This is a genomic window from Bacteroides cellulosilyticus (assembly GCF_020091405.1).
Classification (GTDB): Bacteria; Bacteroidota; Bacteroidia; order Bacteroidales; family Bacteroidaceae; genus Bacteroides.
In genome coordinates, this window is the sequence record NZ_CP081903.1 from 6224542 (window position 1) to 6238336 (window position 13795).

The following is a 13795-nucleotide window of genomic DNA, read 5'->3' on the forward strand; positions in this document are numbered from 1 at the left end:
AATATTCTATTTTTAAAAATTCAAATTTATTCCAAGTGTATAAACCCGGCTACGCGGAGTCACATTGTTATCGATGCCCGGAGTCAGACCTTTCTGAATGTTCACTTCCGGATCGTAACCGCTATACCCCGTCAGAGTAAACAGGTTGCTGCCGGAGAAATACAGACGCAGGCTCTTAACCCCCACCCGGCTCAGCCAACGTTGCGGAAGCGTATACCCCACAGTCAGGGTACTCAGACGCAGAAACGAACCGTCTTCAATCAAATCGCTCATCGTGATACCCTGAGTAACGGACATCCACGAATAAGTCGCGGCGTTCTTATTCAATTCTGCCAGTGCAACCGGATCATTGGAAACATTGACACCCGCATCATCCACATAACGGAAACGGCGTGACAGACTCATATTCGTTGACAAATTAGAATAGTTGCGACGGACAGCGGAGTTCAGATAGAGTTTATTTACATTGAACACATCAAAATCACACATATAATTAAAGAACGCAGTAAAATCCCAATTCTTCCAACTGCCGGACAGTCCGAAACCTCCTGTTACCTTCGGATTGGTATCGCCAATAATGGTCATATCTTCTTCCGTTATCAAGTCCGACTCCGAATCGGACAGTTTCTTGAACTTCATGGCACCCGGCTTGAAGCTAAAGTTGCCCGAACTAAAGGAAGAGTTATCCGGAACTCCCGGTTTCAATGTCCATTTCTTGGTGGTTTCATCAAAGTTAAAGTCGTCGACCGTATAGAAGCCGTCATTCACAAAACCGTAAATCAATCCCATGCTCTTGCCTACTTCCATCTTGTAATTATAGGTTCCATACCAATTGGAGAGGGAAGCCTTCGTTTTCCACTCCGTTTCACCGGAAGACAATTTATCAACCTTATTCTTATTAAAGGCGACATTGAAGTTGGCTGACAAGCTAAAGTCCTTCGTCTGGACGATTTTTCCGTTCAATGAGAATTCAACTCCCCGGTTGGAAGTCCGGCCCACATTCGTCATCTGCCGTGAATATCCTGACGAGTTCGGTATAATGGACGGAACCAGCAAATCTTTAGTTGTATTCCAGTATACATCAACCGTACCACTTAAACGGTTCTTAAAAAAGCCGAAGTCCAAACCAAGATTCCGTGTAATGGTGGTTTCCCACTTCAGGTCGGGGTCATACAAATAAGTCTGATCTGCAAACTGATAATAATTATAGTCTTCATTATTAAAACCGGGAGCGCTCGAACCGCTATATACACGATAGATATTATGCCATAAATCATCACTGATGCGGTTATTACCCGCCAAACCATAACTAGCTCTCAACTTCAGTTCAGAAACAGATTTGAGCGGCTTCATCCAATTTTCTTTAGAAATTCTCCAGGCTATAGAACCTGCAGGAAATACGCCCCACTGCTTGCCCGGTGCAAACTTGGTAGAACCGTCCGCACGAAATGTGAAATTGAAATAATAACGGCTTTTATAATCATACAGTCCGCGACCGAAGAAGGAAGCCGTTCTGTCCGGAGCTGCTTTATAGCTGGTACTTTGGTGAGGTGTACCCAATGCAAAGTTTTCAAGAGCCGCTTCGGCCGTAATGGAAACGGGGAAATAACGTGCACTCATATACGTATTGTCATTTTGCGAATGATTTATTTCCTGTCCGATCATCAGGTTCACATTATGGATTTTACGGAACAAATTGCGATAGGTCAGCGTATTCGCAAGACGATATGATTCTTTATGTGTTTTTGTACGCTTAGCCGAAGGCATATTGTTCATTCCTGCGGCAGATGCCGTACCAGACAAAGCTCCATAGAACTGGTCATCACCGGAATTGGTTGTACTGATACCATACTCCGAACGGAACTGCATTCCTTTAAAGACATCCCATACCAAAGCCGCTTTAAGGCTGATTGCAGTTTCTTTCCTTTTCCTATAATTCTGCTTGTTCTCTTCCAACGGAGTGTACTTCTGATTCAAAGAATTACCGTCCTCGTCCAGATTCTCATCATCGTCATCCGGATCGATGGCTGTGCCGGAAGTCAGTCCGTTGGTAGGACGGTAGCGGAGAGCCGTCACGATATTGGTACCCGACGTACCTGCTCCATCAATAGTGCGGGTGCGGTATGTGGAATTTGTCTCCAGTTTCAGATTCTTAAATAATTCATGATTCAACTTCAGGATAATATTATTACGCGTCAAACCGGAACCAATCAACTGTCCCTCATCTTTATTATGGTTATAACTCAAATTAAATTTCGTCTTTTCACTCCCCCCACTGACTGTCAGATTATAGTATTGTGAAATCGGATTACCTCCCAATACTTCATCCTGCCAGTCTTTAGAATCTGTATACTTATATAATTCAACATCGTCATAATAACCAAAATTCTTGACAAAGGTCTCATCCGATCCTTTACGTATCATCTGATACTCGTACTCTGCCATCACAAATTCATAATTGCCCATTACCGGTAATTTACCCGCCAATGTACGCGTCTGGACATAGCTGTTGAACTGTACTGACGTCTTGCCCGTTTTCGGGTTCTTCGTAGTTACAATCACCACACCATTCGCACCCCTGGCACCATAAATAGCAGTCATTGACGCCTCTTTCAGTACATCAATAGACTCGATGTCCGTAGGCGGAATACCACTCAAATCATCCACCGGAAAACCGTCGACCAGGAACAACGGTGAGTTATCCTGAGTGATTGAGCCACCACCACGTACACGAATACTGATTTCAGCATCCAATGCACCATCTGCCGTAGTGATCTGTACACCCGCCATCTTTCCCGCCAAAGCATCGGCCACAGAGGCAGAGGCTACTTTAGAGATAGATTCCGAAGAAACGGACGCAATAGATCCCGTCACATCACTACGACGAATATTACCATATCCCAAGACTACAACCTCATCCAGTAATTCGCTGTTTTCTTTTAATGTAATTTTAGCCAGTTCCTTACTGCCAGACTTTAGCTCAACAGTCTGGTAACCAATATAAGAGATTAAGATGGTAGCACCATCGGGAACATCGTTCAACGTGTAATTTCCATCAAGATTAGTGGTCACACCATTAGTAGTGCCTTTCACCATTACAGTAGCACCGATTACCGACTCACCGGTTTCATCTACCACTGTTCCCTTTATAGTTCTTGTCTTCGACTTCAGGACATCATTCCCGATTTTTTGTTTACCTACAGATATTGTATTATTATCCCTATTGAAAAACAAATTGGTTTGCTCCGTAATCTTGTCCAAAACAGCCTGTAGGGGACTATTCTTTACTTTGATAGATATGCGCGGAGCAGTGTTCACAACATTTTGATCATAAAAGAATTTCAAGCCTGTCTGCTTGCCCAACTGAACAAAAACATTCTCTACAGTTTCATTCTGAACGTTCAACGTTACAGTTTTTTCCTTCTGAGCTCGCGCCTGATCAGGCATCAATGACAAGCATACGAATAGTAAAAAAGCTAAAAACGAATGTATATTTCTACTTTTCCTTTTGGAATTAGGAAGATTATTCATTTATTTGTGCGTTTTAGTAATTGATTAAATTAATTAGAACAAAGGAGTAATTCGCGATACATGATTCACGCGGGTCGAAACGAATGAATACCTGTTCGCATTACAAGATAGGGGCTTCTCTGTGAGACAGCTCCTATTTTTCTTAGAGGAGACGCTAAGTGGGTGCTTTCATATTCTATATTCTCTTTTAATTAAAGGTTAAACATATTAATACTCACATATATTATAACACACATCCGTTTACCAGCCGGACGTATATCCATGCTTTTCTGCTACTTGAATAAGAAGATATGATTTCCTTCTTTTCTATACCGGATGCCACTGGTATATTCCATTGATTGGAGTACCGCCTCCAAACTTTTATTTTCATGTTCTCCGGAAATCAGGTTGTTGAACTCCTGTCCTTCCGCAAACGTAATGCGACAATTATACATGCGTTCAAGCTCTTTAGCCACATCGCGCACCGGAGTGCTGCTAAAACGTAATCCACCTTTGCGCCATACGGCAACATCACGTTCTTCGCGCCGTTTGCTGTATTCACCGGAAAGTGTATTGATCGACACTTGTTCCTTAGCCTGCAAACGCATCATCGCTTCAGGCAGATCTACCTGTACTTTGCCACTTTCCACATCTACAGAAACAACTTCATCCGAAGAATAAGCTTTCACATCAAAGCAAGTTCCCAGAACCCTTACATCAAAACGGGCGGTCCTGACAATAAAAGGTTGCTTTTCGTTTCGTTGAACCTGAAAATAAGCTTCGCCTTCCAGTTCTATCTGCCGTTCATCTTCTACAAAACTACTCGGATAGCGAACACGAGAACAGGAATTTAAGATCAGCTGTGTTCCATCCGGCAACCGGATTTGTCTGGATTCACCATAAGAGGTAGAGGCTTCCAAATAAGAAATCTGCCGCTTATCCATATAGCCCAGTAGATTGATTCCCCCGAAAATGAGCAGTACAACAGCAGAAACACTTGCCACCGTCAGGGCTATCCGCCGAAACCAGGTGCGTTTCTTATGTTCGATACGTTTCAGTAACCGACCGGCTTCTTCCTTATATTTTTCACGCTCCATGCCGGTAGTAAGCTCTTCCATAGTGGCCTCTTTCCAGACATCTGTTGCCAGCTCATCCAGCATTGGGGCATGAATATCATCTTTCAGTCGGGATAATAATCCACGTGCCTCTTCCTGGGTGTACAAATCGTCCAGATAACGGCGCATTATAGATTTGTCTGTTACATCATTCTTCATTGTGCGGGCTTTTTTAGTATAAAGGTCATGAAAACTTTTCCTTTACATAGAGTAATACACAGTAAAGGAAAACATCTGGGGCGTGATTAACATTTATTATATATTAAGGCAAATTAGCAGCAACAGCAAATCCACATATTCACTGCCTGAATACTTAATGAGATAGGTACGAATCAACTTAAGGGAGGTAGATATATGCTCCTGAACGGTGTTGACGGAGATGCCCAACTTATCTGCAATCTCTTTATGGGAGAGCTGGGCTTCACGACTCATCTCGAAAATCTCACGCTGGCGGGGAGTCAGCTGCTGCAAGGCATGGGAAATGAGGGATTTCAAATCATTCAGCATTACTTCACGTTTGGTATCTTCCGTGTAGTCCAATGCCTGTGAAAGAATACTTTCCTTTAGTTTTTCCTCATTAGCGGCATTGCGCAACTGGTTCAGTATCCGGTTGCGCATGATGGTGTAGAGATAGGAAGAAAAAGAAGCATCGGGATTAATGAAACGGCGGCTTTGCCAAACTACAGTGAAAGCATCCTGAAAAACATCTTCTGCATACTCCCGCGACTTCAGAAAACGCATTGCAAAGTATATCAGACGGTTTTTATAAGTAGCATACAATTCACAAAAGGCGTCCTCATCCCCCTCTATCAAGCGGAGAATGAGTGAACGTTCTTCTGAGGAATTATCTGCACACATATAGCAATCTTTAGTTTTTTTCGGGAAACAAAAGTTTAATAGATGCTGCAAACGTATGTAAAATCCGGGAAATAAAAAAGGGAAAAGATAAAATAAGAAAAAGTATAGTTTACTTATTCTATCAATTTATCCCTGTGAAATTCGTTTCAGGTGCTCTTCTATCTTTTGAAAAAATGATGCCAGATGCGAACCATCTACAAAGGCATGATTTACATAAATGGATAAAGGAAATACCAGACGCCCCTCGCGGGTTACCGCTTTACCGGAAGTCATCAAAGGGTAGCTGCAACCATTACCGGCTTCGGCCAGCGTATAGGTGGTAGCAGTAAAATACATCTTGGGGACAGCGCTTAAATGCACTACATCATAATCTCCCTGTTTTGCCAACTCCTCTTCGGCACCATAAGGATTGCCATCTTCGGGGATATTGGTTATCAACTCATACGCTTCGGCATAAAAGCGTTTGAAATCTTCGTGGTAAGGAATCCGAACCGTATAAAAGGTCTTTCCAGGAACAGCTATCGGAGAAATGATATCCACTTCATCATGAAAAATAACTTGTCCGTTCTTGTCGGTACGATAACGGAGTTCCGGAACTTCATTCGCCGAACGCACTACGGCATACAGATAATAGAGAAAAAAGGAATGGCCCGAGGCTCTCGCTGCGGCACTGGCTTCGGTACAATCAATCTCTGTGGTAATGGAGTACCAGGAATTTACAAAGCCCCGGAAGAAATTGTAATTGTCCCGGCGCTCCCATGTCTCGATGTCTACAATATGTCTCATAAAGTTATTGATTAATAAAAAATGCCCGGTCGCATGATATCAGCCGGGCATTCGTTCGTTTATTTTCCTTTCTTATAGTTTTCCAATCCTGTTTGCAGGAACTCGATATACTTAGGAATGTCCTCGTCATACGAATAAGATTTATTCAAAGGGCGACCTTCATTATCTATCAGCACATAGAAGGGCTGTGCATTAGCACCGAATTTAACGCGTTGGAGATAACTCCACTTATCGCCTACTGTACGCAATGTACGTTCCCGGCCGTTTTCTGTCACTTTAACAGGTGAGGTCAACGGGGTTTTATTATCTACATAAAGTGTAATAAGTACGTAGTCGTTGTTGATAATGTCACTTACCTTAGAGTCTGTCCATACGGCAAGCTCCATCTTACGGCAGTTTACACAACCATAACCGGTGAAGTCGAGCATTACAGGTTTGCCATGCTGACGGGCATATTCCATACCCAGGTCGTAATCATCGAACTTGGCATGCACTTCATTATTATAGAGGTTGAAGTCCTGAGTCTGCATAGGCGGTGCAAAAGCACTGACCGCCTTCAACGGAGCCCCCCACAAACCGGGAACCATATATACGGCAAATGCCAGTGAGAAAAGTGCCATAAAGAAGCGGCCCACTCCCACTTTCGTATTGTCATCATCGTGCGGGAATTTGATCTTGCCCAACAGGTAGAAGCCCAGTAAAGCAAACAGAACAATCCACAATGCCAGGAACGTTTCGCGGTCGAGAATGCGCCAGCCATAAGCCAAGTCGGCTACAGAGAGGAACTTTAGAGCGAAAGCCAGTTCCAGGAAACCGAGAGTAACCTTTATGACATTCATCCAACCGCCTGATTTCGGCATAGACTTCAACCAGGACGGGAACAGGGCGAACAGTGTGAACGGCAATGCCAAAGCAATAGCAAAACCAAGCATACCGATAGCCGGAGCTATCACGCTACCTGTTGTAGATACCTGTACCAGCAAAAAACCGATAATAGGACCTGTACAAGAGAAAGACACCAGTGAAAGCGTGAATGCCATCAGGAAGATACTGAGCAAACCGCCTGTTGCTTCTGCCTTACTATCTACTGCGTTGCTCCATTTAGAAGGTAACGTCAGTTCGAAAGCTCCGAAGAAAGAAGCTGCAAACACAACCAGCATCAGACAGAAAAGGATATTGAACACGGCATTCGTGGAAAGTGCATTCAGTGCACTGGCACCGAAGATCAACGTAATGGCCAAACCTAAAGTTACGTAAATCACCACGATAGAAGCGCCATACGTCCAGGCATCTCGAATACCTTTCTTTTTATCTTTGGAACGTTTCAGGAAGAAACTTACAGTCATAGGGATAATAGGCCACACACAAGGCGTGAACAATGCCAGCAGTCCACCGAGGAATCCGGTGATAAAGATATAAATCCATGACATGTCGTCCTGTGAAGTGGCTTCACCATAAGATTGCAGATCATTGATGACAGGTTTCCACAAGTCAATATTGCCTGCCACATTTATATCCGTCGGACCATCTGCACCACCTATTATACCAGTGGAAGCTGTATCAGCTGGTGTTTCAGTTTGAGAAGCAAGCTGAGTTTCCGGTTTCGTTTCCTCTGTCGGAGCTGTTACCTTTTCAGCAGGAGTTGCGGCTGCTGCACCTTTAGCGGCTTCTGCTTTACCTGAGAAATTAAACTCTACCTGCGTAGGAGGCAAACAGTTTTCATCATTACAAGCACCGAATTCCAGAAAACCTTCTATCTTATAATCTCCTCCTGTGAGCTTCAGTTTCTGAACAAATTGTGCCGTGGACTCAAAATAGCGTACGTTCATCTCGAACAACTTATCATAAGAAGCTATTTCTTTTCCTTTCGGCTGCAACTTTCCTACAACTGTAGCACCGGATATCTTCTCTACATTGAAGGTAGCCGAGATAGGACCACCGTCACCCAGGTCGGTAGAATATACGTGCCAACCCTTATCGATAGTAGCGGTAAATACAATTTCCGCCTCTCCCGCTGCAAGCGTCTTCAGTTCCGACTTAAACTTGACGGGCTCCTGTATCTGCGCTTGTGCCACGACAGCAATCAGCAACAGACAAATGGATAATATTTTCTTCATACAATGATTTTAATTACGAGTTACGAATTACAAATTACGAATTGTCAACTGTCAATTGTTTCGTAGTCAACACAAGCGCGATTCTCCTTTACATCAGCAATCAGCTTGCCTGCTGCCACATGCTCGGGATGAGTAGCATAAAATTTCACGTCGTCCAGCGTATCAAATTCGCTGTAGAGGGCAATGCTCCAAGTTTCGCCGGGATTCATATTGAGTCCAACTTCTATCTTACGTATAACAGATATTTTAGCTGGTAAAGCCTCGATAGCGGCCTTGAATTCTTTCATTGCTGTCAGCTTTTTGTCAGCCGGAGCTTCGTCTTTTAATTTAAATAATACAATGTGTTTGACCATAACTTTGCAATTTTAATGATTTATCTATATATTTGTCAACCGAAGCGATTAATATTAACCGCAAAAATACTCGTTTTGTTTTAAATATACACTTAAACGGATGTTAATAATAGGAATTGCAGGCGGAACTGGCTCGGGAAAAACCACCGTCGTACGTAAAATCATTGAAAGCCTGCCGGCAGGTGAAGTGGTACTGTTACCGCAAGACTCTTACTATAAGGACAGTAGCCATGTACCTGTAGAAGAACGACAGAACATCAACTTTGACCACCCGGATGCCTTCGAGTGGAGTCTTTTATCTAAACATGTAGCCATGCTGCGTGAAGGAAAAAGCATTGAACAACCCACCTACTCGTACCTTACTTGTACACGAGAGCCCGAAACGATTCATATCGAGCCACGGGAAGTAGTGATTATTGAAGGGATTCTTGCCCTGTGCGACAAGAAACTGCGCAGCATGATGGACCTCAAAATCTTTGTGGATGCTGATCCGGACGAACGTCTGATTCGTGTCATACAACGGGATGTAGTGGAGCGTGGACGTACGGCAGAAGCGGTTATGGAGCGGTATACCCGTATCTTGAAGCCTATGCACCTGCAATTCATCGAACCGTGCAAACGATATGCGGACCTGATTATACCCGAAGGAGGAAATAATCAGGTGGCAATCGATATTCTGACGATGTATATAAAGAAGCATCTCTGATAAATGAACAACTGAGGCGTCTCAGTTATTTATATAGTTGAATGAATAGAAGTATCTTAATATTCTTGCTATGTCTGTGCTGCCTGTCGGGGTGCGGAAATAAACGGCATGGTTCCATGCCCGATGAAGCTGTGGGCGATTTGCAACAGATAAAAGATAGCGGTGAACTCGTTGTACTGACGCTATACAGTTCTACTTCTTACTTCAACTATCGTGGCCAGGAAATGGGGTTCCAGTACGAGTTGAGTGAACAGTTTGCCAAAAGTCTCGGGGTGAAACTGCGCGTAGTGGTGGCAAGGAATGTACAGGGACTTATAAAAAAGTTACTGGCAGGCGAAGGAGACATCATTGCCTACAATGTCCCCATCACGAAGGAATTAAAAGATAGTCTGATCTATTGCGGTGAAGAGGTCATCACACACCAGGTTATTGTGCAACGCGCAGGTGGGAAGAGAAAACCGCTGACGGATGTAACAGAACTGATAGGTAAGGATGTATATGTAAAGCCCGGGAAATATTACGACCGTTTGGTAAATCTGGATAAAGAACTCGGTGGCGGCATCCATATCCACAAAGTGACTAATGACAGCATTTCAGTAGAAGATCTCATCACACAAGTATCCCAGGGCAAGATTCCTTATACGGTAGCCGATAATGACGTAGCCAGACTTAACACTACGTATTACCCCAACCTGAATATTAAATTATCCATCAGTTTCGACCAAAGGGCTTCCTGGGCAGTGCGCAAGGATAGTCCGGAACTGGCAGCAGCCGCTAATAAATGGCATGAAGAGAATATGACTTCTCCCGCCTACACTGCCAGTATGAAGAGATATTTTGAGATCAGCAAGGCAACTCCACACACTTCTATCCTTTCTCTTCGTGAGGGAAAGATTTCACATTTCGACGAATTATTCAAAAAGTATGCTTCGGAAATAGACTGGGACTGGCGATTACTTGCTTCTCTGGCGTATACGGAGTCGAACTTTGATACGACTGCCGTTTCATGGGCTGGTGCCAAAGGGCTAATGCAACTGATGCCTGCTACAGCACGTGCAATGGGAATGCCCGAAGGAAAAGAACAGAATCCGGAAGAGAGTGTGAAAGCTGCCATAAAATATATCAATGCTACCAGTAAAAGTTTCTCTTCAGTACCGAAAGAGGAGCGGCTCAACTTCGTACTTGCTTCCTACAATTCGGGTATCGGCCACGTACAGGATGCAATGGCACTGGCTGAGAAATATGGAAAGAACAAGTATGTCTGGAAAGACAATGTAGAAAACTTCATCTTATTGAAAAGCAATGAAGAATACTTCACCGACCCTGTCTGCAAAAACGGATACTTCCGTGGAATAGAGACATATAACTTTGTGAGGGATATTATGGGGAGGTATGAGACGTATAAGAAGAAGATAAAGAAGTGAATGAGCTACGGGCTACACGAGTTACGAGCTACAAGTTCCTTTCGGTATAATAGTTTAGAGCAAATTTGCCCCTTTCCTACATACATAGCGCAGCAACTCGTAGCTTGTAGCATGTAGCTCGTAACTAAAAAAGGTTCAGCTTATTCTTCTGCGCCTCCTCCAACGAAACAGTCTTCGGTGCTTGCGTAACGCTCTTTTCACGCAACCGTTGATATTCTGAACTTAATTTTTCTTTTAATTCTTCTTTGGCTTTCGGATTCATCAAGCGGGCGGCTATTGTTGCATTCTGCGAAGCATCTTTCAGATGAACTACAGGAGCATGATAGACAGGAGCTATTTTCAATGCTGTATGCAGTTGAGAGGTAGTAGCGCCACCTATCAATAAAGGAATATCGGCACCTACCTTTTCCAGTTCCATAGCCACGTGTACCATTTCTTCCAATGACGGGGTTATCAGACCACTGAGTCCAATCATATCCACCTTTTCTTCCAAGGCACGCTGAACAATCGTTTCGGCAGGTACCATCACACCAAGGTCTATAATCTCATAACCATTGCAGGCCATGACCACAGAAACGATATTTTTGCCTATATCATGCACATCACCTTTCACCGTGGCAAGCAGGACTTTTCCGGCGGAGGTGGAGCCTTCTTGTTTTTCCGCTTCAATTACAGGCTGAAGAATGGCAACGGCTTTCTTCATGGTACGGGCTGTTTTCACCACCTGGGGCAAAAACATTTTTCCGGCGCCAAAGAGCTCACCTACATAGTTCATACCTGACATTAAAGGACCTTCGATGATATCCACAGCTTTCGAATAAAGCTTCAGGGCTTCTGCCAAGTCTTCCTCCAGATAGTCACCAATTCCTTTTGTCAAAGCATGTTTCAAACGTTCTTCCACACTTGTTCCATTACGCCATGAAAGAGGAGCAACTTGTTTATCAGTGGCATTACCTTTCTGTTGTTCGGCAGCTGCTTTCAGTTGTTCAGCAGTTTCTATCAGGCGTTCGGCAGCATCGGGACGACGGTTTAAAACCACATCCTCTATACGTTCCAGTATATCGGCAGGGATGTCGGTATAAAGTACAGCCGTAGCCGGATTTACGATTCCCATATCCATTCCTTCACGGATGGCATGATAAAGGAACACCGCATGCATGGCTTCACGGATATAATTGTTGCCGCGGAAAGAGAATGAAAGATTGCTAACGCCACCACTGACATGCGCACCCGGCAGATTCTTACGTATCCAACCGGTAGCCCGGATGAAGTCTACAGCATAATTATTATGTTCGTCCATACCCGTAGCTACGGCAAGGACGTTAGGGTCAAAGATAATATCATGAGGATTAAAGCCCACTTTTTCAACCAAAAGCTGATAAGCACGGGCACACACTTCAATCTTACGCTCGTATGTATCCGCCTGTCCTTTTTCATCAAAAGCCATTACTACGGTAGCCGCACCATATTGCCTGATCGTGCGGGCATGTTCCAGAAACTTTTCTTCTCCCTCTTTCAGAGAGATTGAATTCACGATGGACTTTCCTTGCAGACATTTCAATCCGGCAACGATTACCTCCCATTTAGAGGAGTCAATCATCACAGGAACACGGGCAATCTCAGGCTCAGAAGCAATCAGATTGAGGAAAGTAGTCATTTCAGCCTGTGCATCCAGCAGGCCATCGTCCATATTTACATCCACCACCTGCGCCCCGTCTTCTACTTGCTGACGGGCAATGCTGAGGGCTTCATCGTATTTCTTTTCATTAACCAGACGCAGGAACTTGCGGGAACCGGCCACATTGCAGCGTTCTCCCACATTGATAAAGTTCTTCTCAGGAGTCACTTCCAGCAATTCCAGGCCGGAAAGCCAAAGACTTTCGGATTTCGGAGCAGGAACATGGGGAACAGCACCGGCTATCAAGGCAGGATATTCGGCGATGTATGCATCGGTCGTACCACAGCAACCGCCAATGATGTTTATCAGCCCTTCCTGAATATACTCTTTCACTTCATGCGCCATATCGGCAGGCGTCTGGTCATATTGTCCCAGGCTGTTGGGCAACCCCGCATTGGGATATGCACTGATATAATAAGGAGCACGGGCAGCAAGCTGTTCCAGGAAAGGTTTCAGCTGGCGGGCGCCAAACGAGCAGTTCAAGCCTACCGAAAAGATATTGGCATGCTGAACCGAGGCAAGAAAAGCCTCCAAAGTCTGTCCCGACAGAGTACGTCCTCCTGTATCGGATACGGTAACGGACAGCATAACAGGAACTTGAACGCCTGTAGCCTCCATCGCCTTTTCCGCAGCAAAGATAGCTGCTTTGGCATTCAATGTATCGAATACGGTTTCTATTAACAGAGCATCCACTCCACCTTCCAGCAAAGCTTCCATCTGTTCCCGATAGGCATCGGCAAGTTCATCGTAAGTCAGCGCACGCATAGCCGGATTATTCACATCGGGACTCATGGAGCAAGTCTTATTGGTAGGTCCGATAGAGCCGGCTACAAAACGTGGTTTATCAGGTGTAGAAAATTCATCAGCTACTTCACGTGCCAGTTTAACGGCAGCCAGATTCATCTCACGTACATATTCCTGCACATGATAATCGGCCATACTGACACTGGTAGAACTAAACGTATTGGTTTCAATGATATCGGCACCTGCCATAAGATATTTACGGTGTATATCCTGTATCACATCAGGGCGCGTCAGGCAAAGCAAATCATTGTTTCCTTTCATCTGCCCGGGGATGTCAGCAAAGCGCTCCCCCCTGAAGTCTTCCTCCGTCAAGTTGTACCGTTGTATCATGGTGCCCATAGCACCGTCTAAAATAAGGATGCGCTCACGCACCAACTTTTCAATAGAAACCATTTGTATTCAGTGATAGAATGGTAATGTGATAAAGTGGTAAAGTGATATTAC

Annotated in this window: 9 protein-coding genes; 2 read left to right on the forward strand and 7 right to left on the reverse strand. The window is 44.3% G+C overall.

The window, feature by feature from the left end; genetic code table 11:
* Nucleotides 1-12: 12 nt before the first annotated feature.
* From K6V21_RS23975 to K6V21_RS24000, 6 genes are all read right to left on the reverse strand, one after another.
* Nucleotides 13-3405 carry a TonB-dependent receptor gene (locus K6V21_RS23975; RefSeq protein WP_224320124.1) on the reverse strand — a complete coding sequence of 1131 codons (3393 nt, stop codon included), beginning with the start codon at nt 3403-3405 and terminating at the stop codon, nt 13-15.
* A 398-nt stretch (nt 3406-3803) separates the two neighbouring features.
* Nucleotides 3804-4784, reverse strand: coding sequence for a FecR family protein (locus K6V21_RS23980; protein ID WP_224320125.1), 981 nt, complete (start codon nt 4782-4784; stop codon nt 3804-3806).
* Nucleotides 4785-4880: 96 nt separating this feature from the next.
* The gene (locus K6V21_RS23985; protein WP_224320126.1) at nt 4881-5483 is read right to left on the reverse strand and encodes an RNA polymerase sigma-70 factor; all 603 of its coding nucleotides are present in this window, start codon (nt 5481-5483) and stop codon (nt 4881-4883) included.
* 126 nt (nt 5484-5609) lie between these two features.
* Entirely contained in the window at nt 5610-6269 is a 660-nt protein-coding gene (locus K6V21_RS23990) for a chloramphenicol acetyltransferase (protein WP_224320127.1), read from the reverse strand.
* 59 nt (nt 6270-6328) lie between these two features.
* A complete protein-coding gene (locus K6V21_RS23995) occupies nt 6329-8386 on the reverse strand; it encodes a protein-disulfide reductase DsbD family protein (protein WP_224320128.1) in 2058 nt (685 codons plus the stop codon).
* Between the two features lie 44 nt (nt 8387-8430).
* Complete coding sequence (locus tag K6V21_RS24000) at nt 8431-8739, reverse strand: Dabb family protein (RefSeq protein WP_118294354.1); 309 nt, start codon at nt 8737-8739, stop codon at nt 8431-8433.
* A 100-nt stretch (nt 8740-8839) separates the two neighbouring features.
* Here K6V21_RS24000 and udk point away from each other — a divergent pair, with 100 nt between their 5' ends.
* Both udk and K6V21_RS24010 read left to right on the forward strand, forming a co-directional pair.
* Nucleotides 8840-9445, forward strand: coding sequence for a uridine kinase (gene udk, locus K6V21_RS24005; protein WP_007214587.1), 606 nt, complete (start codon nt 8840-8842; stop codon nt 9443-9445).
* A gap of 41 nt (nt 9446-9486) precedes the next feature.
* Nucleotides 9487-10869 (forward strand): transglycosylase SLT domain-containing protein, encoded by a 1383-nt coding sequence (locus K6V21_RS24010; protein WP_224320129.1) that lies wholly within the window; start codon nt 9487-9489, stop codon nt 10867-10869.
* Nucleotides 10870-10993: 124 nt separating this feature from the next.
* Here the strand turns inward: K6V21_RS24010 and metH are convergent, their stop codons facing one another.
* Nucleotides 10994-13744, reverse strand: a complete 2751-nt coding sequence (gene metH, locus K6V21_RS24015) for a methionine synthase (RefSeq protein WP_224320130.1) — start codon at nt 13742-13744, stop codon at nt 10994-10996.
* Between the last annotated feature and the right edge of the window lie 51 nt (nt 13745-13795).

Bases quoted from the DNA above. Each gene is read 5' to 3' on its own strand.
- K6V21_RS23995 (WP_224320128.1), bottom strand. From the start codon at position 8,386: ATGAAGAAAATATTATCCATTTGTCTGTTGCTGATTGCTGTCGTGGCA.
- K6V21_RS23985 (WP_224320126.1), bottom strand. From the start codon at position 5,483: ATGTGTGCAGATAATTCCTCAGAAGAACGTTCACTCATTCTCCGCTTG.
- udk (WP_007214587.1), top strand. From the start codon at position 8,840: ATGTTAATAATAGGAATTGCAGGCGGAACTGGCTCGGGAAAAACCACC.
- K6V21_RS23980 (WP_224320125.1), bottom strand. From the start codon at position 4,784: ATGAAGAATGATGTAACAGACAAATCTATAATGCGCCGTTATCTGGAC.
- K6V21_RS23990 (WP_224320127.1), bottom strand. From the start codon at position 6,269: ATGAGACATATTGTAGACATCGAGACATGGGAGCGCCGGGACAATTAC.
- metH (WP_224320130.1), bottom strand. From the start codon at position 13,744: ATGGTTTCTATTGAAAAGTTGGTGCGTGAGCGCATCCTTATTTTAGAC.
- K6V21_RS24000 (WP_118294354.1), bottom strand. From the start codon at position 8,739: ATGGTCAAACACATTGTATTATTTAAATTAAAAGACGAAGCTCCGGCT.
- K6V21_RS24010 (WP_224320129.1), top strand. From the start codon at position 9,487: ATGAATAGAAGTATCTTAATATTCTTGCTATGTCTGTGCTGCCTGTCG.